Here is a 20,586-nt window from a genome sequence, read left to right on the forward strand (position 1 = left end):
CGCCGGAACAACTGCACGGCCGGATAAAAGGGTTGCGGCGGTACCGTTCTCGGTACCGCCGCTGGCATGTCTACCCAGTTACCATGCGTCCTCGGTATGTGCCCATCAGGGCGGGGACTTTGCCCGCGCCCTGGTGCGGCTGGCCCGTAATCGACGGGTCGACGTCGCGTGGGTGCTCGGTTTTCATGCTCGGTCCGTGGGGCCTTCTCTGCGTTTCAGGTAATCCTCTCGGATGTCCTTGGTCTCGCGGGCCGTTGAGTCCTTTGTACTCCAGAGCCGGGGTGAGCGGTAGTGCTGACCACACTTCTTTACTTTTAGGTTCAATTACGGGTGAGTTGGACAATTCGTTTCAGTCGGTGAATTGGGGCGATCGGTCACCTTGCCCGGTCCCGCTGATCGGTCCAGGAGATGGGCCTCGGGATCGTTGCCCCCGGCTTCGCGCGTCAGGCGGAGGATGTGGTGGTGCGGCGGCGGGAGGTGTACCAGACGAGCCCCGCGGTGACGGCAGCCGCGCCAACCGCCGCCGCCGCGACCAACGCGGGGCGCGGTGGCATCGAGAACGCGGGCAGCCGCTGCTTGAGCCGGACCGGTCGGTCGAAGACGAGAATCGGCCACTCGCGGAGAGTCGCCTCGCGCCGCAGAGCGCGGTCCGGATTCACGGCGTGCGGGTGTCCTACGGATTCCAGCATCGGTACATCGGTCGCCGAATCGCTGTAGGCGTAGCAGCGCGAGAGGTCGTACCCCTCCGACACCGCGAGTTCCTTGATCGCCTCGGCCTTCGTCGGTCCGTACGCGTAGTACTCCACTTCGCCGGTGAAGCAGCCGTCGTCGCCGACGACCATTCGGGTGGCCACGACCCGGTCGGCGCCGAGCAGCTCGCCGATCGGTTCGACGACCTCGGCTCCCGAGGTCGAGACGATCACCACATCGCGTCCGGCGGTGTGGTGCTCCTCGATGAGCGTCGCCGCTTCGTCATAGATGATCGGGTCGATCAGATCGTGCAGGGTCTCGGCGACGATTTCCTTCACGTGCCGGACGTTCCAACCCTTGCAGAGCGCGGAGAGATATTCCCGCATCCGCTCCATCTGGTCGTGATCTGCACCCCCGGCAAGGAACACGAACTGCGCGTACGCAGTGCGCAGTACAGCGCGGCGGTTGATCAGTCCGCCTTGGTAGAAGGACTTGCTGAAGGTCAGCGTCGAAGACTTCGCAATGACCGTCTTGTCCAGGTCAAAGAAGGCTGCTGTGCGCGGCAAGAAGCGGTTTTCCACAAGGCAGAGCATAGAGGCCCACCATTCGGCGTAAACTCCGGCGCGTGGGTTTGCCTGAGAAGGCTCTCGGGTACACCATGGAAGTCACGGATCGTTCGCGACCGTGCTAACCCGGTCCGGCTCCTCCCCCCCCGAGTCGGCCGTGGGGACGACCCCCGCTCTCCCCCCCGGCGGGGGTCGTCGCATGTCCAGACGCGTTTCTGCTGTGCGGAATCAAACACTCTGCCTCCATTTCGGCCGCGACGGCCCGTTTCTCGTACCGCCTCTCATCAGCTTGGCCCGCCACGGTGCGTAGCGGAAGGGCTGCTCTCCGGAACTCGCCGGTATGGGTGACCAAGTTATTCACAACAGTGGAGTTGTCCACAGTTTTTCAGCAAGATCCACACGATTTTCCGAAGCGCTGCACGGTGATTCCAGCCGCGAAGTCCGCGGGATGTGGAATCGCCGATCTCGGAACGCTCCGAGATCATCGCGAGCCGCGATGAACGTGCAGTGAGAAGGGGGCGGAGATCGTGGCTGAATCCAGCGCACGGGATCGTCTGCCGACCGCCGAAGTGCGGCGGGGTGGACCGCTGATCGTGACCGAGGATGTGGAACTTCTCGACGATCTGCTGCGGCTGTGCGCAGCCGCGGGAGCGGAACCGGAAGTTCATCACGCGCTGCCCGAACGCAGAGGCGGCTGGGAGCAGGCTCCGATGGTTCTCGTGGGGGACGATGCCGCCCAGCGATGCCGCGGGGCGGTGCGCAGGCGCGGTGTGATGCTCGTCGGCCGGGAACAGGACGCCCCGGACGTGTGGCGCCGCGCCGTGGAGATCGGGGCTGAATATGTGCTGAGGCTGCCCGATTCGGAAGGCTGGCTCGTCGACCAGATCGCCAATGCGGCGGAAGGTGTGGGACGGCCGGCGCTCACCGTCGGGGTGATCGGCGGACGGGGTGGCTCCGGTGCGTCCACTCTCGCCTGTGCCCTTGCGGTGACTGCGGCAAGGACCGGGCGGCGGACCATGCTGATCGACGGCGACCCACTCGGTGGGGGCATCGACGTGCTGCTCGGCGGTGAACGGGCGGAGGGGATGAGGTGGCCGGATTTCGCCCATTCCAAAGGGCGGGTCGGCGGAGGCGCGCTGGAGGAGTCACTGCCTGCACTGCACGGGTTGCGGGTGCTCAGCTGGGGTCGTGACGACTGGGTGGTGATCCCGCCGCAGGCCATGCAGGCTGTGCTGGCCGCCGCGCGCAGGCTCGGCGGGGTGGTGGTCGTCGATCTGCCGCGGCGGGTCGACGAGCCGGTCGCGGAGGCACTCGCGCAACTGGACCTCGGGCTGTTGGTGGTCCCCGGGGAGCTTCGGGCGGTGGCGGCGGCGAAACGGGTGGCTTCGACGGCCGGGATGGTCTTGGGCGACCTGCGGGTGGTGACCCGAAGCCCGTACGCGGCGGGCCTCGACGAGCGGTGGGTGGCGCAGGCGCTCGGACTGCCGCTGGCCGGTGAACTCCCGTTCGACGCCGGGTTGTCGGCGGCCCAGGACGGCGGGGCACCGCCCGGCGGATGCGCGCGCGGTCCACTGGCGAGATTCTGCACGGCCTTCTGGGAGCGGGCGCTCGCCTCGGAGGGCGTGGGGGGACAAGCGGCCGGGGGTGTGTCATGACCGAGACGCTGCTCGACGCCGTACGGCAGCGGCTGGCACAGAGCGGCGCTGCACCGACCCCGGCCGGGGTCGCGGCCGCGCTGCGTGCCCAGGGGCGGCTGCTCGGCGATGCCGAAGTGCTCGGCGCGGCCGATGAGTTGCGCGGCGAGCTGGTCGGGACCGGGGTGCTGGAACCGCTGCTCGCCGACTCTGCGGTGACGGACGTGCTGGTCTGTGCGCCGGACCGGGTGTGGGTGGACCGGGGCGGCGGGCTCGAACTCACCGGGGTGACGTTCCCGGATGCCGGCGCGGTGCGCAGGCTGGCGCAGCGACTGGCGGCCGTGGCGGGACGGCGATTGGACGACGCCCGGCCGTGGGTGGACGCGCGGCTGCCGGACGGCACCCGTATGCATGCCGTGCTGCCGCCGGTGTCCGTCGGTTCGACGTGCCTGTCGCTGCGGGTGGTCCGGCCCAAGGCCTTCTCGCTGGCGGAGCTGGTCGCGGCGGGGACCGTGCCACCGGGCGGTGACCGGGTGCTGCGGGCCCTGGTGGAGGCCCGGGTCTCGTATCTGATCAGTGGGGGGACGGGGGCCGGAAAGACGACCCTTCTGTCGAGTCTGCTGGGTGCGGTCGGGGAGCGTGAGCGAATCGTGCTCGCCGAGGACTCGGCAGAGCTGCGGCCGGACCATCCGCATGTGGTGCGCCTGGAGTCACGCCCCGCCAACCAGGAGGGGGCGGGGAGGGTGACCCTTCGGGACCTGGTGCGGCAGGCGCTGCGGATGCGGCCCGACCGGCTTGTGGTCGGGGAGGTGCGGGGCGCCGAGGTCACCGAACTGCTGGCCGCGCTGAACACCGGACACGAGGGCGGCTGCGGGACGGTCCACGCCAATGCTGCCGAGCATGTTCCGGCCCGTCTTGAGGCGCTTGGCACGGCGGCGGGACTGGACCGGACAGCACTTCACAGCCAGTTGGCGGCGGCGCTGTCGGTGGTGGTCCATCTCGTGAGGGACCGGGCCGGGCAGCGGCGGATCGCCGCGGTGCAGGTGCTGGAGCGGGATGCGGCAGGGCTGGTGGTGACCGTGCCGGCGCTGCGCTGGGGCGCCGGCGGATTCGTGCGGGAGCGGGGTTGGGAGCGGCTGCAATCACTGATCGGGGGTGCGCTGTGAGCGGCGGAGCGACGGCGGGGCTGTCGACGGGCGCGAGGTGCGCGGCGGTCCTGTGCGTCGCGGCGGCGGCCTGGTTGGTGGTGGCGCATGACCAGGGGCGGCGGAGAGCTCGGGTGCTGTTCGCCGACGGAGTGGTGGAGTCGCCGCTGCGTGCGCGCTGGGAGCGGAGTCGGGTGTGGTTCCAGAGGTGGCTGCGTGAGCGGAGGGAGTGGCTCTGTCTGCCGGTGGCGTTGGTCGTCGCCCTGCTGGGGGAGTCCGTGCTTCCGGTACTGGCCGGAGTGATCGCCGTGCCGCTGGTGCGGCGGTGGCTGCAGAAACGGGCCCTGGTGCGGGAGCGGGAACGCCGTGCCGACGGGGTGGTGGCGCTGTGCGGCGCCGTCGTGGGTGAGCTGCGCGCCGGGCGCGAGCCGGGGCAGGCGCTGCTCGTCGCTGTCCGCGGGAGCGGGGTGATGGGGGCGGCGGAGGCCGGTGTTTCCGCTGCGGCGCGGTTCGGTGGCGATGTGCCGGGGGCGCTCGGACACGCGGCGCGGGAACCGGGTCTGGACGGGCTGGCCGGGGTGGCGGCCTGCTGGCGGGTGGCGGTGGACGGCGGGGCCGGGCTCGCGGCGGGACTGGACCGCCTGGAGGGTGCGCTGCGGGACGAGCGACGCAGACGGGAGGAGTTGCGGGCCCAACTGGCGGGCGCCTGGTCGACGGTGGCAGTGCTGGCACTGCTGCCGGTGCTGGGCCTGGGGCTGGGGGCGGCGCTCGGATCCGATCCGCTGAGGGTGCTGCTGCACACACCCGCCGGACTGGTCTGTCTGCTGGCGGGCGGGTTGCTGGAGGCAGCCGGGCTCTGCTGGGCCGGACGGATCGTACGGGCGGGGGAGGCGGCGTGAACGGGGTCACCGGCGAAGTTGCCCACCGGGTGGTGGCGATGTGGGCGGTTCTGGGCACGGTCCTGTATCCGGCTCTTGCCTTGGCAGGGCGGCGGAGAAGGCGGTCGGTACGCCGGCGGGGTGCGGTGCTGCTGGCGATCGGCCCGCAGGAGCGTCGGCGCAGACCAGCGGTTTCCGGCGCCAGGGCGAAGGAGTGGATCGCGCCGCTGGGGGCTGTGGCGACGGGCGTGGTTCTGATCGGTGGCCTGCCGGGGTGCGTGGCCGGGCTGGTGGGGGCGTACGGCGTTCGTCGGTGGCAGCAGGCCCGGCGCGGTCGCGAATCCGGGGTCGGCGGTGCGGACGCCGCGGAGACGGCTGAGGCCGTACGCCAGCTCCCGCTGGCTGCCGATCTCCTGGCGGCCTGCATCTCGGCCGGAGCCGGGCCCCGGGAGGCGGCGGAGGCGGTGGGGGAGTCACTGGGCGGACCGGTTGGCCTGCGTCTGGCACGGACGGCGGCGGAGATCCGGCTCGGTGGTGAACCTGCGGTGGCCTGGGGGCGGTTCGGGGAGATACCGGGCGCCGGTGCGCTGTCCCGCTGCCTCGACCGGGCGGGATCGACCGGAGCCCCGGCGGCGGAGCCGGTGGCCCGGCTGGCCGAGGCAATGCGGGCGGAGCGGGCGAGCGCGTCCGTGGCGCGCGCCCAGCGGGCAGGCGTGCTGATCACCGCGCCGGTCGGGCTCTGCTTTCTGCCCGCATTCCTGGCGGTCGGAGTGGCGCCTGTGGTGATCGGGCTGGCGACCGGCCTGCTCGACGCCGGCTGAAAGAAAAGCACTGAGAAGGATCTACCCAGTATTAATTACGCATTTTGCGGGGGTTGAAATGGTGCAGCGAATCAGGGGCTGGGCGCGGAAAATGGTGCGCCGAGTCCGGTCGGACAACGGAATGACGACGTCCGAATATGCGGTGGGGACGATCGCGGCCTGCGCGTTCGCGGCGGTGCTCTACAAGGTGGTGACCAGCCAGCCGGTCATGTCCGCGCTGCAGTCACTGCTGAAGGACGCTCTCGATGCGAAATTCTAGGAGACGTTCAGGGGCGTGCGTCGGACACCGCTCCGAGACTGCGGGCGCGGGCGGGGATCGGGGCGCTGTGACGGCGGAAGCGGCCATGGCGATTCCGGTACTGGCGGTGTTCGCCCTGGCCTTGGTCTGGGCGCTGATGGCCGCCTCCGCCCAGATCCGGTGTGTGGACGCGGCCAGGGCCGGGGCGAGGGCGGCGGCCCGGTCGGAACCGCAGCCGCAGGCGCTGGAAGCCGCCCGTTCGGCGGCACCCGGCGGGGCCGACATCAGGATGGAGCGGACAGCGGGGTTGTGGAGGGTACGGGTGGCGGCACCGACGCCCGGGTTCGGCCCGTTGGCCCTGACGCTCCATGCGGAGGCGGCGGCACTGGCCGAGGACACGGTGGGGGTGACGGAATGACCGGGAGGGGAAGGGGAGCCGTGAGGGCTGTGACCGGGCGGCTCTCCCCGCGTGGGTACCGCGGCCCCGGTGGCGGCCGGAATCGCGGTCGCGGCCTGAGCCGGAACCATGGCCGGGATCGGAGCCGGAACCGTGGCCGGGGGCGGAGCCGGAACCACGCGCGGGGCCGGGGCAGGGATCCGGACCGGGGCCCGGCGGACCGGGACAGGGGGCTGGCGACGGTGTGGGTGGCGATGACCACGGCCACCTTGTGCGCGGTGTTCGCAGTCGTGCTGGCGCTCGGACAGGTGGTGGTCGTTCGGCACCGGGCCGGCGGCGCGGCGGACCTGGCGGCTCTGGCCGCAGCCGACCGAGCCCTGCAGGGGGCCCAGGAGGCGTGCGGGGCGGCCGGGGAGGTGGCCGCGGCACAGGGAGCCGTGGTGGTCCGGTGCACGGTGCGCGGAGAGGTCGCCGATGTGACGGCCCGGGTGCGTCTCGGGCCGTACGAACCGGCGGTCAGGTCCCGGGCAGGCCCTCCGGTGGCCGCTCCCGGCTCGCCGGAGTCGTCGCCTCCGACGATTCCGGAGAGCTCGGCTCCTCGGGATCAGGCGGAGCGGATCGGAGGAGTTCGCTGAGGAGACGCACGGCGCCGCGTTTGTGCAGCGGATCGTTGCCGTTGCCGCACTTGGGGGACTGGATGCAGGAGGGGCAGCCCGCCTCGCATTCGCAGGACGCGATGGCCTGGCGGGTCGCGGTCAGCCATGTGCGGGCGGTGTGGAAGGCCCGCTCGGCGAATCCGGCACCGCCCGGATGGCCGTCGTACACGAAGACCGTCGGCAGCAGGGTGTCCGGGTGCAGCGGCACGGAGACGCCACCGATGTCCCAGCGGTCGCAGGTGGCGAAGAGCGGGAGCATCCCGATCGACGCGTGCTCGGCGGCGTGCAGGGCGCCGCCCAGGATCTCCGGGTTGATGCGGGCGGCGTCGAGCTGGTCCTGCGTGACCGTCCACCACACGGCGCGCGTACGCAGAGTGCGGGGCGGCAGATCCAGCTTGGTCTCGCCGAGCACCTCGCCGGTGATCAGTTTGCGACGCAGGAAGGAGACGACCTGGTTGGTGACTTCCACGGAGCCGTAGCAGAGACGTCCGTCACCCCAGGGGATCTCGGTGTCGGTCTCCAGGACGGCGATGGCGGTGGTGTCGCGCGCGGTCGTCGAGTACGGCGGGTCGGCCTCCTCGACCAGGGCCACCGAGTCCTCCAGATCCAGCTTCCGGACCAGATAGGTACGGCCCTGGTGGAGATGGACGGCGCCTTCATGGACGGCGGTGTGGGAAGCGGCTTCGTCGACGGTGCCCAGCAGCCGGCCGGTGCCCTCCTCGACGATCTGGACCGGACGGCCGCCCTCGCCCCGGATATCGGTGAGATCGGCGGCACGCTCCCGGCGGGTCCAGTGCCAGCCGGACGCCCGCCTGCGCAGCAGCTTCGCGGCCTCCAGCTGGGGCAGCAGTTCGGCCACGGCCGGACCGAAGAGCTCCAGATCGGGTTCGGTGAGTGGCAGCTCCGCAGCGGCGGCGCACAGGTGCGGAGCAAGGACGTACGGGTTGTCCGGGTCGAGGACCGTCGACTCCACGGGCTGCTGGAACAGCGCTTCGGGATGGTGGACGAGGAAGGTGTCCAGCGGGTCGTCGCGGGCGACCAGGACGGCCAGGGCGCCCCGGCCGGAGCGCCCGGCGCGGCCCGCCTGCTGCCACAGCGACGCCCTGGTGCCGGGGTAGCCCGCGATGACGACGGCGTCCAGGCCGGACACGTCGACGCCGAGTTCGAGGGCGGTGGTGGCGGCCAGCCCGAGCAGTCGACCGGAGTGCAGGGCGCGCTCCAGGGCGCGGCGCTCCTCGGGGAGATAACCCCCGCGGTAGGCGGCGACCCGGGCAGGCAGGGCGCGGTCCACCTCGGCGAGGCGCTCCTTGGCGATGACGGAGATCAGCTCGGCGCCGCGCCGGGAGCGCACGAAGGCGACCGAGCGGACGCCCTGGACGGTCAGATCGGTGAGGAGGTCGGCGGTCTCGGCGGTGGCGGTGCGGCGGACGGGCGCGCCCTTCTCGCCGTGCAGCTCGGTCAGGGGCGGCTCCCACAGGGCGAAGACCAGTTCGCCGCGGGGCGAGGCGTCGTCGGCGACCTCTTGGACCGAGAGACCGGTGAGGCGGCCCGCCGCGACGGACGGCTCCGCCGCGGTGGCCGAGGCGAGGAGGAAGACCGGGTGCGCCCCGTATCGGGCGCAGAGGCGGCGCAGCCGGCGCACCACCTGGGCGACGTGGGAGCCGAAGACACCCCGGTAGGTGTGGCACTCGTCGATGACGACATAGCGCAGGGCGCGCAGGAAGGAGGACCAGCGGGGGTGGGACGGGAGTATCCCGCGGTGCAGCATGTCGGGGTTGGTCAGGACGTAGTTGGCGTACTGGCGTACCCATTCGCGTTCCTCGACGGGAGTGTCGCCGTCGTAGACCGCGGGTCTGACGGCGTTGCCGAGCGGTGCCGCGAGTTCCTTCACCGCACGCCTCTGATCGGCGGCCAGGGCCTTGGTGGGGGCTAGATACAGGGCGGTCGCGCCCCGGCCGTTCGGGGCCTCGGAGCCGTCGAGCAGGGCGGTGAGCACCGGGGCGAGGTAGGCGAGCGACTTGCCGGACGCCGTGCCCGTGGCGATGATCACGGATTCGCCGTCCAGGGCATGCTCGGCGGCGGCCGCCTGGTGCGCCCACGGGTGGTCGATTCCGGCCTTCTGGATCGCGGCGATCACTTCTGGCCGGATGCGATCGGGCCAGATGGCATGGGTGCCCGCACGCGGGGGCAAGTGCTCCGTATGAGTGATGCGCGCGGACCGGCCCGCCACTGCGGCGAGCCGGTCGAGGACCATGGCGGGAGAGGGGCGGGAGTCCCTGTTCTCGGCTGGTCGACTGGGGCGGTGATTCTTGGCCATCGGCACCGAGTGTGTCACTGGCGTGACGGACAATGGTCCCAAGGCGTCGTGCATGGCTGCTCGTAAGTGATTGAATGCCATCGCGGCTGGCGATCCGTCCCCCGGCTCCGCCGGGGAGACCGAGGGGCGACCGCTCGATAGCAAGGTGCTGGAGGATCCGTGGACCTGTCCTTGTCGACTCGCAATGTGTCCGGCCCTGGTGGCGACCGTACGGTCGTCGAGGTCGGTGGCGAGATTGATGTGTATACCGCGCCCAAGCTGCGCGAGCAGTTGGTCGAGTTGGTGAATGACGGCAGCTACCACCTGGTTGTCGACATGGAAGGCGTCGACTTCCTCGACTCCACCGGCCTCGGCGTGCTCGTGGGCGGCCTGAAGCGTGTCCGGGCCCACGAGGGCTCGCTGCGCCTGGTCTGCAACCAGGAGCGCATTCTGAAGATCTTCCGGATCACTGGTCTGACCAAGGTGTTCCCGATTCACACCACGGTCGACGAGGCTGTGGCGGCCACCGACTGACGGCTGGGCCACGGTCCGGCCAGTGGCCGGTGCGCCGGCGCAGGTGGGCCCGAGCGGCCGGTTGCCGTAGTCAGGCAGTCGGCCGGGCAGCTGGCGCCGGCAGTCGGGAAGCCGAACGGCCGACGCTCCGGTTGCCGGGCAGCTGGTCGGTGTCCGGTCGGTTGCCGGTGAGCGGCGTCCGGTGGGTCAGCGGGCAGCAGATTGTCCGCCGATCGTTCGTATGCCGGTCGGCGGCCTGCCGGTCGGCCGTCGCCCGTTCGGGCGCCCGGAAATGGCCCGTCCGCCCGTCGGGAGTCCGTCTTCCGGTCGGTGGACGGACGTCAGTGGGCCGGCTGCCCGGCAGTCGACGACCGGATCGGCCGGTCGGCGGGTTCGTCGGTTCCGGAAGAAGTTCGGAAGAAGTTCGGGAACAGTCCGGATGAAGGCCGAATGAAGGCCGGAGAAAACCGAAGAGCACCGGAATGAAGAGCCGGGGTGTCGGGCAGTGTGCCCGGGGCCCCGGGATGCACACCCGTACGTCTGAGGGGGATCGCATGGCCACCGTTGAACTCCGCTTCAGCGCCCAACCCGAACACGTCAGGACGGCCCGCCTCGTGGCAGCCGCCGTGGCGCGCCGGGCCGGGGTCGATGAAGCCGTGCTCGACGAGGTCAGACTCGCCGTCGGTGAAGCCTGCAGCCGCGCGGTCGGGCTGCACCGCAGTCATGGCATCGCCGCTCCCGTCTCGGTCGTCCTCATCGAGGAGGAGAAGTCCTTCTCCATCGAGGTCGGCGACGAGGTGCCCGGACCGGGTGCCGAACCCGAACCCGAACCCGGTGAAACCGCCGGAGCCTCCACGACACGCGGCGCCACGCCCGGGATGGGGCTCGATGGGCCGGGTTCCGAGGCCGACGCCGATGGTGAGGACGAGATGGGTCTCGCGGTCATCAGCGGCCTCGTCGACGATATGGAAGTCAGATCGGGAGCCAACGGTGGAGTGATCCGCATGAGCTGGCCGAAGACGCCCGTGACCGTGCTGCCCTGAGGCGACGCAGGCGTCACGAACGGCCCGTCGGTCCCGATTCCTTCGGTCCCCGACAACCCGTCCCCGACCCCACCCCGACCCGTCCGCGACTCGCCCCGACCAATTTCTTGATCCGTCTTTTGGGCCCTGCTGAGCAGGGCCTTTTTTCATTTCTGTGTGATCATTGATCTACGGAAAATGTGTCTGCCCCATTACTGTATTCGGGTCGATCCATGGTCGCGATCATTTATCGATGCACCCGTGAAGGTCAATTACATTTACCGCGCACTGTTTTGATCGGCTTCTGCTCCTTACAATCCGTCCACGTCTTGAGCGCTGAGCGTCAAGGAGGACGTATGGCGGAGTTCTTCAACACCCCACTGGCAGGACTGACGCAAGATTCCGCACTTTCCACACCTTCCGGCCGACCTGTATCTCTCGCGGCCGCGGTGCTCACCGATGACAATCGCGTCATCGTGGCCGCTGTCGCGGTCATTGCCGTCGCCGCGCTGGTCGTCGCCCGGTTGCTGGTGCGTCAGGTGCTGGCGGCCGGTGAGGGCACCGACCGCATGAAGGAGATCGCGGCCGCCGTCCAGGAAGGCGCGAACGCCTATCTGGCCCGGCAGTTGCGTACCGTCGGCATCTTTGCCGTCGTGGTGTTCTTCCTGCTTCTGCTGCTTCCGGCCGAGAACTGGTCGCAGCGCGCGGGCCGTTCTTTGTTCTTCCTGGTGGGAGCGATTTTCTCGGCGACCACCGGGTACATCGGGATGCGGCTCGCCGTACGCAGCAATGTGCGTGTGGCCGCCGCCGCGCGCGAAGCGACTCCGGCGGAAGGCGAGCCCGAAAAAGATCTCACCGCCGTTTCGCACAAGGCGATGAAGATCGCTTTTCGTACGGGTGGCGTGGTCGGCATGATCACCGTGGGGCTCGGTCTGTTCGGGGCCTCCTGTGTCGTCCTCGCCTACGCCGCCGACGCTCCGAAGGTGTTGGAGGGCTTCGGCCTCGGGGCCGCGCTGATCGCCATGTTCATGAGGGTCGGCGGCGGTATCTTCACCAAGGCCGCGGACGTCGGCGCCGACCTCGTCGGCAAGGTGGAGCAGGGCATCCCGGAGGACGACCCGCGCAACGCCGCCACCATCGCCGACAACGTGGGCGACAACGTCGGCGACTGCGCGGGCATGGCCGCCGACCTCTTCGAGTCGTACGCCGTGACGCTCGTTGCCGCGCTCATCCTCGGCACGGCTGCCTTCGGTAATGCCGGGCTGGCCTTCCCGCTGATCGTTCCGGCGATCGGCGTGGTCACCGCGATGATCGGGATCTTCGCGGTCGCCCCGAGGCGCGCCGACCGCAGTGGCATGACCGCCATCAACCGCGGTTTCTTCATCTCCGCGGTGATCTCGCTCGTCCTGGTGGCCGTGGGCGTCTTCGTCTTCCTGCCGTCCTCGTACGCGGATCTGGACGGTGTCACCGACAGCGCCATCACCTCGCACGGCGGCAACCCGCGGGTCTTCGCCCTGGTCGCCGTCGCCATCGGCATCGTGCTGGCGGCGCTCATCCAGCAGCTGACCGGCTACTTCACCGAGACCGGCCGACGCCCCGTCAGGGACATCGGCAAGTCCTCGCTGACCGGCCCGGCCACCGTCGTACTCGCCGGTATCTCCATCGGTCTGGAGTCCGCCGTCTACACGGCGCTGCTGATCGGTCTGGCCGTCTACGGGGCGTTCCTGCTCGGCGGGACGTCGATCATGCTGGCGCTCTTCGCGGTGGCCCTGGCGGGGACCGGGCTGCTCACCACGGTGGGCGTCATCGTCGCCATGGACACCTTCGGCCCGGTCTCCGACAACGCGCAGGGCATCGCGGAGATGTCCGGTGACGTCACCGGCGCCGGTGCTCAGGTCCTCACCGACCTGGACGCCGTTGGCAACACCACCAAGGCCATCACCAAGGGCATCGCCATCGCCACCGCCGTACTGGCGGCGTCGGCGCTCTTCGGCTCGTACCGCGACGCGATCGCCACCGCCGTCGGCGACGTGGGGGCCAGGGCCGGGGAGATGACACTCAGCCTGGACATCTCGCAGCCCAACAATCTGGTGGGCCTGATCCTCGGTGCCGCGGTCGTCTTCCTCTTCTCCGGGCTCGCGATCAACGCGGTCTCTCGGTCCGCCGGATCCGTGGTCTACGAGGTGCGACGGCAGTTCAGCGAGCACCCCGGGATCATGGACTACAGCGAGAAGCCGGAGTACGGGCGCGTCGTCGACATCTGCACCAAGGACGCTCTGCGCGAACTCGCCACGCCCGGCCTGCTCGCCGTTCTGGCGCCGATCGCCGTCGGGTTCACGCTCGGCGTCGGGGCACTCGGTTCGTATCTCGCGGGCGCCATCGGTACCGGCACGTTGATGGCGGTCTTCCTCGCCAACTCCGGTGGTGCGTGGGACAACGCCAAGAAGCTCGTCGAGGACGGCCATCACGGCGGCAAGGGCAGCGAGGCCCATGCCGCGACCGTCATCGGTGACACGGTCGGCGACCCGTTCAAGGACACGGCGGGACCGGCGATCAACCCCCTGCTCAAGGTGATGAACCTGGTCGCGCTGCTCATCGCCCCGGCGGTGGTGCAGTTCAGCTACGGACAGGACGCCAGCGCCGGTGTGCGGGCGGTGGTCGCGGTGCTCGCCATCGCCGTCATCATCGGAGCCGTCTACGTCTCCAAACGGCGCGGAGTCGCCGTGGGGGACGAGGAGGGGACGGGTGGCGGAGCCAGTGGCGGGGCCGGTGACGGTGGCAGGCCCGCCGAGTCGCCCGGTGAGGCGGCCGTTTCGTGAAGCGGTGACGGGAAGGGCCGGCAGTAGGCGGGAAAGACGGAAGGAGGGCGGTGGTACGTAGCCGCCCTCGTCCAACGACCGGGCGGGCGACGCACTCTGATGGGTCGTCCGCCCGGTGCTCCGCCCGGTCCTCCGCCCGGTCGTCCGCCGGGGATACGCCGGTGGTGCGGTGGTGCGTGGATGGGCTGATGCGCGATAGGGCTGCTGGTGCAGCCGTCCGTGTGGGTGCTCGTGCAGGTGTTCACCTGTGCGGAGGGTTGCGGGGAGCCGTGCGGGTGAGTTGTATCTCCCTCGTTTCCCTTGGTGCAAATGGCTGCAAAAGGGAACCCATCGGACGCCCGGCACCCGGATGGGCGGCGCCCGACGTGTAAGTTCCGGGGCCGAGAGCCTTGGAAGGGACCGATCCGGTGAACAAGAAGCTTGCGGCCGCGCTGTCCGGCGGTGCGGTACTGGTATTGACGCTGTCGGGCTGCAGCAGCGACGACAAGAGCGACAAGGTGAACGGCTGGGCCAAGAAGGTCTGTGACCAGGTCCAGCCCCAACTGCAGAAGATCGCGAACGCCAACGCCGCCATCCAGCAGCAGACCGCGGACAACAGCAAGCCCGCCGACGTCCAGAAGACCGACTCGGCCGCCTTCCAGCAAATCTCGCAGGCGTACAAGGCACTGGGCGCGGCTGTCGATTCGGCGGGCCCGCCGCCGGTCGACGGCGGCGAGACCACGCAGAAGGAGGCCGTGAAGGAGCTCAACACCTCCTCCGCGGCGTACGCGAACCTGCAGAAGAAGGTCGACGCCCTCGACACGAAGGACCAGGCGAAGTTCGCCGACGGTCTCAAGGGCATCGCGGACGAGCTGAACAAGATCAGCACCGGCGGTGACAAGGCGCTGAAGAAGCTCCAGTCCGGCGAGGTCGGCACCGCGATGGCGAAGCAGAAGGGCTGTCAGAAGCCGACGGCCTCGGTGGCACCGGGCACCACTTCTCCGAAGCCGGGTCCCTCGTCGCCGTCGGACTCGCCCAGCAAGAAGTCGTGACCGAACGGCTGCGGCGGTTGCAGCCGACGCGGCGGTTGTAGTCGGTGCGGTGGCTGCGGCGATCGCCACCGTGCGCGCGGCCCGGCGGCCCCGGTGGACGCCGGGCCGCTGCCGTTGTCAGTGGGAGCGGCCACAATGAGTGGGTGAGTACGACCAGTCTCCCCGCGCCCGACCGTTCACCCCGGCTCCGCGAAGCCCTGCTCGCCGCCGCCTTCACCGCCGATGGGCTCCTCGACCTGCTCGGCGCCCCCGCCTACGCCGCGCTCGCCCGCAGCGAGACGGTCCCGGCGCTGCGGGCCACCCGGGGCGACTCCCCGCTCGACACGCTGGTGCGGCTCTTCCTGCTCCAGCACCCCGTCCCGTACGAGCGGGCCCGCGCCGCGCTCCCTCTGGCCGAGTGCGTCGAGGACGGCTGGGTGACCCGCACCGCCGACGAGGTGCGGGCGACGGTCGACGTGCGTCCGTACAGCGGGCCCGAGGGGCAGGACTGGTACATCGTCTCGGACCTGGGCTGCGCGGTCGGCGGCGCGGGCGGCATCGGTTCCCGCGAGGAGGGTGTGGTCCTCGGCGTCGGCGGGGCGTCCACGACGCTCGCCGGGATCACCGTCCGCACGCCTGTCGCCTCCGCGCTCGACGTCGGTACGGGCTCCGGCATCCAGGCGCTGCACGCCTCGCAGCACGCCACCCGGGTCACGGCCACCGACCTCAACCCGCGAGCGCTGGACTTCACCCGGTTGACGCTCGCCCTGTCCGGCGTCCCCGCGGCCGATCTGCGCCAGGGCTCCCTGTACGAGCCGGTCGGTACGGAGACGTACGACCTGATCGTCTCCAACCCGCCGTTCGTCATCTCGCCCGGTGCCCGTCTCACCTACCGCGACGGCGGAATGGGCGGCGACGATCTGTGCCGGACCCTGGTGCAGCAGGCGGGCGACCGGTTGAACGAAGGCGGATACGCCCATTTCCTCGCCAACTGGCAGCACATCGAGGGCGAGGAGTGGCAGAGCCGGCTGAGTTCCTGGGTGCCGCGCGGCTGCGACGCCTGGATCGTGCAGCGCGAGGTCCAGGACGTCACGCAGTACGTGGAGCTGTGGCTGCGCGACAGCGGCGACCACCGCACGGACCCCGCCGAGTACGCCGCGCGGTACGACGCCTGGCTGGACGAGTTCGAGGCCCGTAAGACCAAGGGGGTCGGCTTCGGCTGGATCACCCTGCGGAAGTCCGGCGCGGCCGCCGCGGGCAATCCGTCCGTCGTGATCGAGGAGTGGCCGCACGCGGTGGAGCAGCCGCTCGGAACGGCCGTCCAGGCCCATTTCGACCGTCAGGACTACCTCCGCGAACAGGATGACGCGGCGCTCCTGGCCGGGCATTTCACCCTTGCCGCCGAGGTCGTGCAGGAACAGGTCGGGCTCCCGGGCGCGGAGGACCCCGAGCACGTGGTGCTCCGTCAGAACCGCGGGATGCGGAGGGCGACGAAGGTCGACGCCGTCGGCGCCGGCTTCGCGGGTGTGTGCGACGGGACGCTGCCCGCGGGCCGGATCCTGGACGCGATCGCCCAGTTGATGAACGAGGACCCGGTGCTGCTGCGCGACCGCACCCCGCAGGCGATCCGACTGCTGGTGGAGGAGGGATTCCTGGAGCCGGCGCCGCCGGTGGGGCCGGTGGGCTGATCGCGTCGCCGTGATCCCGGGCGGGGTGGCCGTCGCAGCCGTTGCCGCCCCGCTGCTGCGCCGCTGTTCTGCTGCCGCTTCCTCTGATGGCGTCCGCCCGCGGGCTGCGTTCCGGTTCGGGCGCGTCCCGCTGTGCGTTTGCGTACTGCTGTGCGTATGTGTGTACCGCTGTGTGTCATGTTCGCGTACCGCTGTACGTAACGACCGGGCTCTGTGCGTTCTGTACGTTCTGTACGTCGCGATCGGGCTCGGCATCGGGCTCGTCATCGGTGTCTCGACACCCACTGCCGCCGGGTCCGCCGTGAGGGCTGCGGATTCCGGTTGGCGCACCGGGACAGTTCTGCTCCTGGGCATCGGCCCCGCTCTGTTCCCTGGGCATCGGCCCCGCGCTTCCGGATGTGTGAATCCGGCCATTCACCCGGGGTTCGCGTCCACGACGCCCTGGGGTGGCAGCCTCCCCAGGACCGATCCGGACTGGACCCGGACTGGACCAGATCGGACTGGACCGGCACGGATCGGACCGGCACGGAACCCGGCCGGGCGGGTACAAGGGAGGCGTACGGGCATGGAGAGCGGACCTGCGGTCTTCGCCGGAACGGCGTTCGCGCTGTTCGGCGCCGCGCTGCTGCTGTGGACGGGGGCGCGCGTGCTGCACCGTGCGCCGGTGGCACACGGTGTGAGCCCCATCGCTTCCGCCACTCTCGCCACTGTGTTCGGCGTACTTTTTCTCGTCCTCGGTGTGTGGTGCTTCACCCGCATCTGATCCACCTCCCACCGGACCCGGCCGGACCGCGGGGCCCGGCGGCCACGTCGGAGAACACGCCCGGAGCGCCCGGCCGCCCACCCGCCGGAGGACCGACTCCGCAGCGCCGCCACAGCACCCGGAAACCCGCAGGCAGCGGCCGTGCGCATGGGGGAGCGGGTAGTCCGGGCGGCAGGAATGGCGGAAGTCGGGTTACCGTTCGAGTGGCCGTTGCGGGCTTTTGCCGTTTGACACGGGGGCGGGTTGTACCGTCACACTCCGCAGCGACAGCACCGTCGGCAGCGTCATCGCGCCGCACGGATGCCCACTGAGTGTCGACCGGAGAGAAGAGCGAAGTTGTCCCCGACCAGCGAGACCGCACAGGGCGGCCGCCGACTCGTCATCGTCGAGTCGCCTGCCAAGGCGAAGACGATCAAGGGCTACCTCGGCCCCGGATACGTCGTCGAGGCGAGCGTCGGGCACATCCGCGACCTGCCGAACGGCGCCGCAGAGGTCCCTGACGAGTACACCGGCGAGGTCCGCCGGCTCGGCGTCGACGTCGAGCATGACTTCCAGCCCGTCTATGTCGTCAACGCGGACAAGAAGGCGCAGGTCAGGAAGCTCAAGCAGCTGCTGGCCGAGTCCGACGAACTCTTCCTCGCCACCGATGAGGACCGCGAGGGCGAAGCCATCGCGTGGCACCTGCAGGAAGTCCTGAAGCCCAAGGTCCCGGTCCACCGGATGGTCTTCCACGAGATCACCAAGGACGCGATCCGGGCCGCCGTCGCCAACCCGCGCGAGCTCAATCAGCGCATGGTCGACGCCCAGGAGACCCGCCGTATCCTCGACCGCCTCTATGGCTACGAGGTCTCGCCGGTCCTGTGGAAGAAGGTCATGCCGCGCCTGTCGGCCGGCCGCGTCCAGTCCGTGGCGACCCGCCTCGTCGTCGAGCGGGAGCGCGAGCGCATGGCCTTCCGTTCCGCCGAGTACTGGGACCTGACCGGTACCTTCGCCACCGGCCGCACAGGTGACGCCTCCGACCCCTCGACCCTCGCCGCCCGCCTCAGCGCGGTCGACGGCCGCCGTATCGCCCAGGGCCGTGACTTCGGTCCGGACGGCCGGCTGAAGTCCGGCTCCGGCCAGGTGCTGCACCTGGACGAGGCGAACGCCCGCGCCCTGGCCGCCGCGCTCGCCGACGCCACGTTCGCCGTACGGTCCGTCGAGTCGAAGCCGTACCGACGCTCCCCGTACGCCCCCTTCCGGACGACGACCCTCCAGCAGGAGGCGAGCCGGAAGCTGGGCTTCGGCGCCAAGGCCACCATGCAGGTCGCGCAGAAGCTGTACGAGAACGGCTTCATCACCTACATGCGTACCGACTCCACGACCCTCTCGGACACCGCGGTCTCCGCGGCGCGGGCGCAGGTCACGCAGCTCTACGGCGCCGACTACCTGCCGGACAAGCCGCGCACGTACGCCGGGAAGGTCAAGAACGCGCAGGAGGCGCACGAGGCGATCCGCCCCTCCGGCGACCGCTTCCGCACCCCTGCCGAGACGGGCCTCACCGGCGACCAGTTCCGGCTCTACGAGCTGATCTGGAAGCGGACGGTCGCCTCCCAGATGAAGGACGCGGTCGGCAACTCCGTCACCGTCAAGATCGGCGGCCGGGCGAGCGACGGCCGCGACGCCGAGTTCTCCGCGTCCGGCAAGACGATCACCTTCCACGGCTTCATGAAGGCGTACGTCGAAGGCGCCGACGACCCGAACGCCGAGCTCGACGACCGCGAGCGGCGCCTCCCGCAGGTCGCCGAGGGCGACGCGCTGTCCGCCGAGGAGATCTCGGTCGACGGCCACGCCACCAAGCCGCCGGCCCGCTACACCGAGGCCTCGCTGGTCAAGGAGCTCGAAGAGCGCGAGATCGGCCGCCCGTCGACGTACGCCTCGATCATCGGCACGATCCTGGACCGCGGCTACGTCTTCAAGAAGGGCACGGCGCTCGTGCCGTCCTTCCTCTCCTTCGCCGTGGTCAACCTGCTGGAGAAGCACTTCGGCCGGCTCGTCGACTACGACTTCACCGCGAAGATGGAGGACGATCTCGACCGCATCGCGCGGGGCGAGGCCCAGGCCGTGCCGTGGCTGAAGCGCTTCTACTTCGGCGCGGGTGCGGGCGACACGGCGGGAGCGGGCGCGGCCTCCGACGCGGGCAACGGCGACGGCGACCACCTCGGCGGTCTGAAGGAGCTCGTCACCGACCTCGGCGCGATCGACGCGCGGGAGATCTCCTCGTTCCCGGTCGGCAACGACATCAAGCTCCGCGTCGGCCGGTACGGCCCGTACATCGAGCGCGGCGAGAAGGATTCCGAGGGCCACCAGCGCGCGGACGTGCCGGAGGACCTGGCGCCCGACGAGCTGTCCGTCGAGTACGCGGAGGAGCTGCTGGCCAAGCCGAGCGGCGACTTCGAGCTCGGTGCGGACCCGGTCACCGGGCACCAGATCATCGCCAAGGACGGCCGCTACGGCCCGTACGTCACCGAGGTACTGCCCGAGGGCACCCCGAAGACCGGCAAGAACGCGGTGAAGCCGCGGACCGCCTCGCTCTTCAAGACCATGTCCCTGGACACGGTGACGCTGGCCGACGCGCTCAAGCTGATGTCGCTGCCGCGTGTCGTCGGCGAGGACGCCGAGGGCGTCGAGATCACCGCGCAGAACGGCCGCTACGGCCCGTACCTGAAGAAGGGCACGGACTCGCGTTCGCTGACCTCCGAGGACCAGCTCTTCGACATCACCCTCGAAGAAGCCCTCGCGATCTATGCCCAGCCCAAGCAGCGCGGCCGCGCCGCCGCGAAGCCGCCGCTGAAGGAACTGGGCACCGACCCGGTCAGCGGGGCTCCGGTCGTGGTCAAGGACGGGCGCTTCGGCCCGTACGTCACCGACGGCGAGACCAACGCGACGCTGCGGACCGACGACAGTGTCGAGACCATCACGCCGGAGCGCGGCTACGAGCTGCTCGCGGAGAAGCGCGCCAAGGGGCCCGCCAAGAAGAAGACGGCGAAGAAGGCCCCGGCCAAGAAGGCGCCCGCGAAGAAGACGGCTGCCAAGAAGACGACGGCGACGGCCAAGAAGACCGCGGCGAAGAAGACCGCTGCGAAGAAGACGACCACCGCCACCGCGAAGAAGGCGGCGACCGCCAAGAAGACGACTGCGGCGGCCAGGACGGCCGGGGCGTCCGTGGAGGACTGACCCGACTGACCCGTACGACCGATCGCCGGAGGGGCTGGTTCTTCCAGCCCCTCCGGCGTTCGTGCACCCGGAGGCGGGCGCGCGAGGGGCGGGTGGGGCGCCTGCGGCGGGCCTGTTCCCCCACGCGCTCCTTCCCGGGCCGGGGCTCGCTCCTTCGCGAACCCGGGGCTCCGTCCGGACCTCGCTCCTCCGCGAACTCGGGGCTCCGCCCGGACCTCGCTCCCCCCGAACCCG

At 70.5% G+C, this 20,586-nt stretch carries 16 protein-coding genes; 14 read left to right on the forward strand and 2 right to left on the reverse strand.

The annotated features are described in order from the left end of the window. Positions 1 to 443: 443 nt before the first annotated feature. The gene (locus ACFVT1_RS06660) at positions 444 to 1,283 is read right to left on the reverse strand and encodes an HAD family hydrolase (RefSeq protein WP_389793131.1); all 840 of its coding nucleotides are present in this window, start codon (positions 1,281 to 1,283) and stop codon (positions 444 to 446) included. Between the two features lie 566 nt (positions 1,284 to 1,849). Here ACFVT1_RS06660 and ssd point away from each other — a divergent pair. The 7 genes from ssd to ACFVT1_RS06695 all read left to right on the forward strand — a co-directional run bounded on the left by ssd (position 1,850) and on the right by ACFVT1_RS06695 (position 7,004). Further along, positions 1,850 to 2,911: a septum site-determining protein Ssd gene (ssd, locus tag ACFVT1_RS06665; RefSeq protein ID WP_389793368.1), complete on the forward strand. Its 1,062-nt coding sequence runs from the start codon at positions 1,850 to 1,852 to the stop codon at positions 2,909 to 2,911. Further along, positions 2,908 to 4,056, forward strand: coding sequence for a TadA family conjugal transfer-associated ATPase (locus ACFVT1_RS06670; RefSeq protein WP_389793133.1), 1,149 nt, complete (start codon positions 2,908 to 2,910; stop codon positions 4,054 to 4,056). Before ssd ends, ACFVT1_RS06670 begins: the two co-directional genes overlap by 4 nt. Continuing rightward, the gene (locus ACFVT1_RS06675) at positions 4,017 to 4,934 is read left to right on the forward strand and encodes a type II secretion system F family protein (RefSeq protein ID WP_389793136.1); all 918 of its coding nucleotides are present in this window, start codon (positions 4,017 to 4,019) and stop codon (positions 4,932 to 4,934) included. The genes ACFVT1_RS06670 and ACFVT1_RS06675 overlap by 40 nt, the downstream gene beginning before the upstream one ends. Continuing rightward, complete coding sequence (locus ACFVT1_RS06680) at positions 4,931 to 5,734, forward strand: type II secretion system F family protein (protein ID WP_389793138.1); 804 nt, start codon at positions 4,931 to 4,933, stop codon at positions 5,732 to 5,734. Before ACFVT1_RS06675 ends, ACFVT1_RS06680 begins: the two co-directional genes overlap by 4 nt. 58 nt (positions 5,735 to 5,792) lie before the next feature. After that, the gene (locus ACFVT1_RS06685) at positions 5,793 to 5,993 is read left to right on the forward strand and encodes a DUF4244 domain-containing protein (RefSeq protein WP_362193390.1); all 201 of its coding nucleotides are present in this window, start codon (positions 5,793 to 5,795) and stop codon (positions 5,991 to 5,993) included. 67 nt (positions 5,994 to 6,060) lie between these two features. Further along, entirely contained in the window at positions 6,061 to 6,390 is a 330-nt protein-coding gene (locus ACFVT1_RS06690; RefSeq protein WP_389793140.1) for a TadE family type IV pilus minor pilin, read from the forward strand. Next, positions 6,387 to 7,004, forward strand: a complete 618-nt coding sequence (locus tag ACFVT1_RS06695) for an Rv3654c family TadE-like protein (protein ID WP_389793142.1) — start codon at positions 6,387 to 6,389, stop codon at positions 7,002 to 7,004. The genes ACFVT1_RS06690 and ACFVT1_RS06695 overlap by 4 nt, the downstream gene beginning before the upstream one ends. Here the strand turns inward: ACFVT1_RS06695 and ACFVT1_RS06700 are convergent. Next, a complete protein-coding gene (locus ACFVT1_RS06700) occupies positions 6,886 to 9,423 on the reverse strand; it encodes a DEAD/DEAH box helicase (RefSeq protein ID WP_389793143.1) in 2,538 nt (845 codons plus the stop codon). The two genes, ACFVT1_RS06695 and ACFVT1_RS06700, sit on opposite strands and share 119 nt — an antisense overlap. A gap of 78 nt (positions 9,424 to 9,501) precedes the next feature. Here ACFVT1_RS06700 and ACFVT1_RS06705 point away from each other — a divergent pair, with 78 nt between their 5' ends. The 7 genes from ACFVT1_RS06705 to topA all read left to right on the forward strand — a co-directional run bounded on the left by ACFVT1_RS06705 (position 9,502) and on the right by topA (position 20,352). Then, entirely contained in the window at positions 9,502 to 9,855 is a 354-nt protein-coding gene (locus ACFVT1_RS06705; RefSeq protein WP_003967428.1) for an STAS domain-containing protein, read from the forward strand. 533 nt (positions 9,856 to 10,388) lie between these two features. Continuing rightward, a complete protein-coding gene (locus ACFVT1_RS06710; protein WP_389793145.1) occupies positions 10,389 to 10,877 on the forward strand; it encodes an ATP-binding protein in 489 nt (162 codons plus the stop codon). A 335-nt stretch (positions 10,878 to 11,212) separates the two neighbouring features. Continuing rightward, positions 11,213 to 13,675, forward strand: coding sequence for a sodium-translocating pyrophosphatase (locus ACFVT1_RS06715; protein ID WP_389793147.1), 2,463 nt, complete (start codon positions 11,213 to 11,215; stop codon positions 13,673 to 13,675). A 407-nt stretch (positions 13,676 to 14,082) separates the two neighbouring features. Continuing rightward, the gene (locus ACFVT1_RS06720) at positions 14,083 to 14,706 is read left to right on the forward strand and encodes a small secreted protein (RefSeq protein WP_389793149.1); all 624 of its coding nucleotides are present in this window, start codon (positions 14,083 to 14,085) and stop codon (positions 14,704 to 14,706) included. Positions 14,707 to 14,849: 143 nt separating this feature from the next. After that, on the forward strand, positions 14,850 to 16,373 hold the full coding sequence (locus ACFVT1_RS06725; RefSeq protein ID WP_389793152.1) for a methyltransferase: 1,524 nt from the start codon (positions 14,850 to 14,852) through the stop codon (positions 16,371 to 16,373). A gap of 565 nt (positions 16,374 to 16,938) precedes the next feature. After that, complete coding sequence (locus ACFVT1_RS06730; RefSeq protein WP_389793154.1) at positions 16,939 to 17,136, forward strand: hypothetical protein; 198 nt, start codon at positions 16,939 to 16,941, stop codon at positions 17,134 to 17,136. Between the two features lie 336 nt (positions 17,137 to 17,472). Then, complete coding sequence (gene topA, locus ACFVT1_RS06735; RefSeq protein ID WP_389793156.1) at positions 17,473 to 20,352, forward strand: type I DNA topoisomerase; 2,880 nt, start codon at positions 17,473 to 17,475, stop codon at positions 20,350 to 20,352. The last annotated feature ends 234 nt before the right edge of the window (positions 20,353 to 20,586 follow it).

Source organism: Streptomyces sp. NPDC057963 (assembly GCF_042887155.1).
GTDB lineage: Bacteria > Actinomycetota > Actinomycetes > Streptomycetales > Streptomycetaceae > Streptomyces.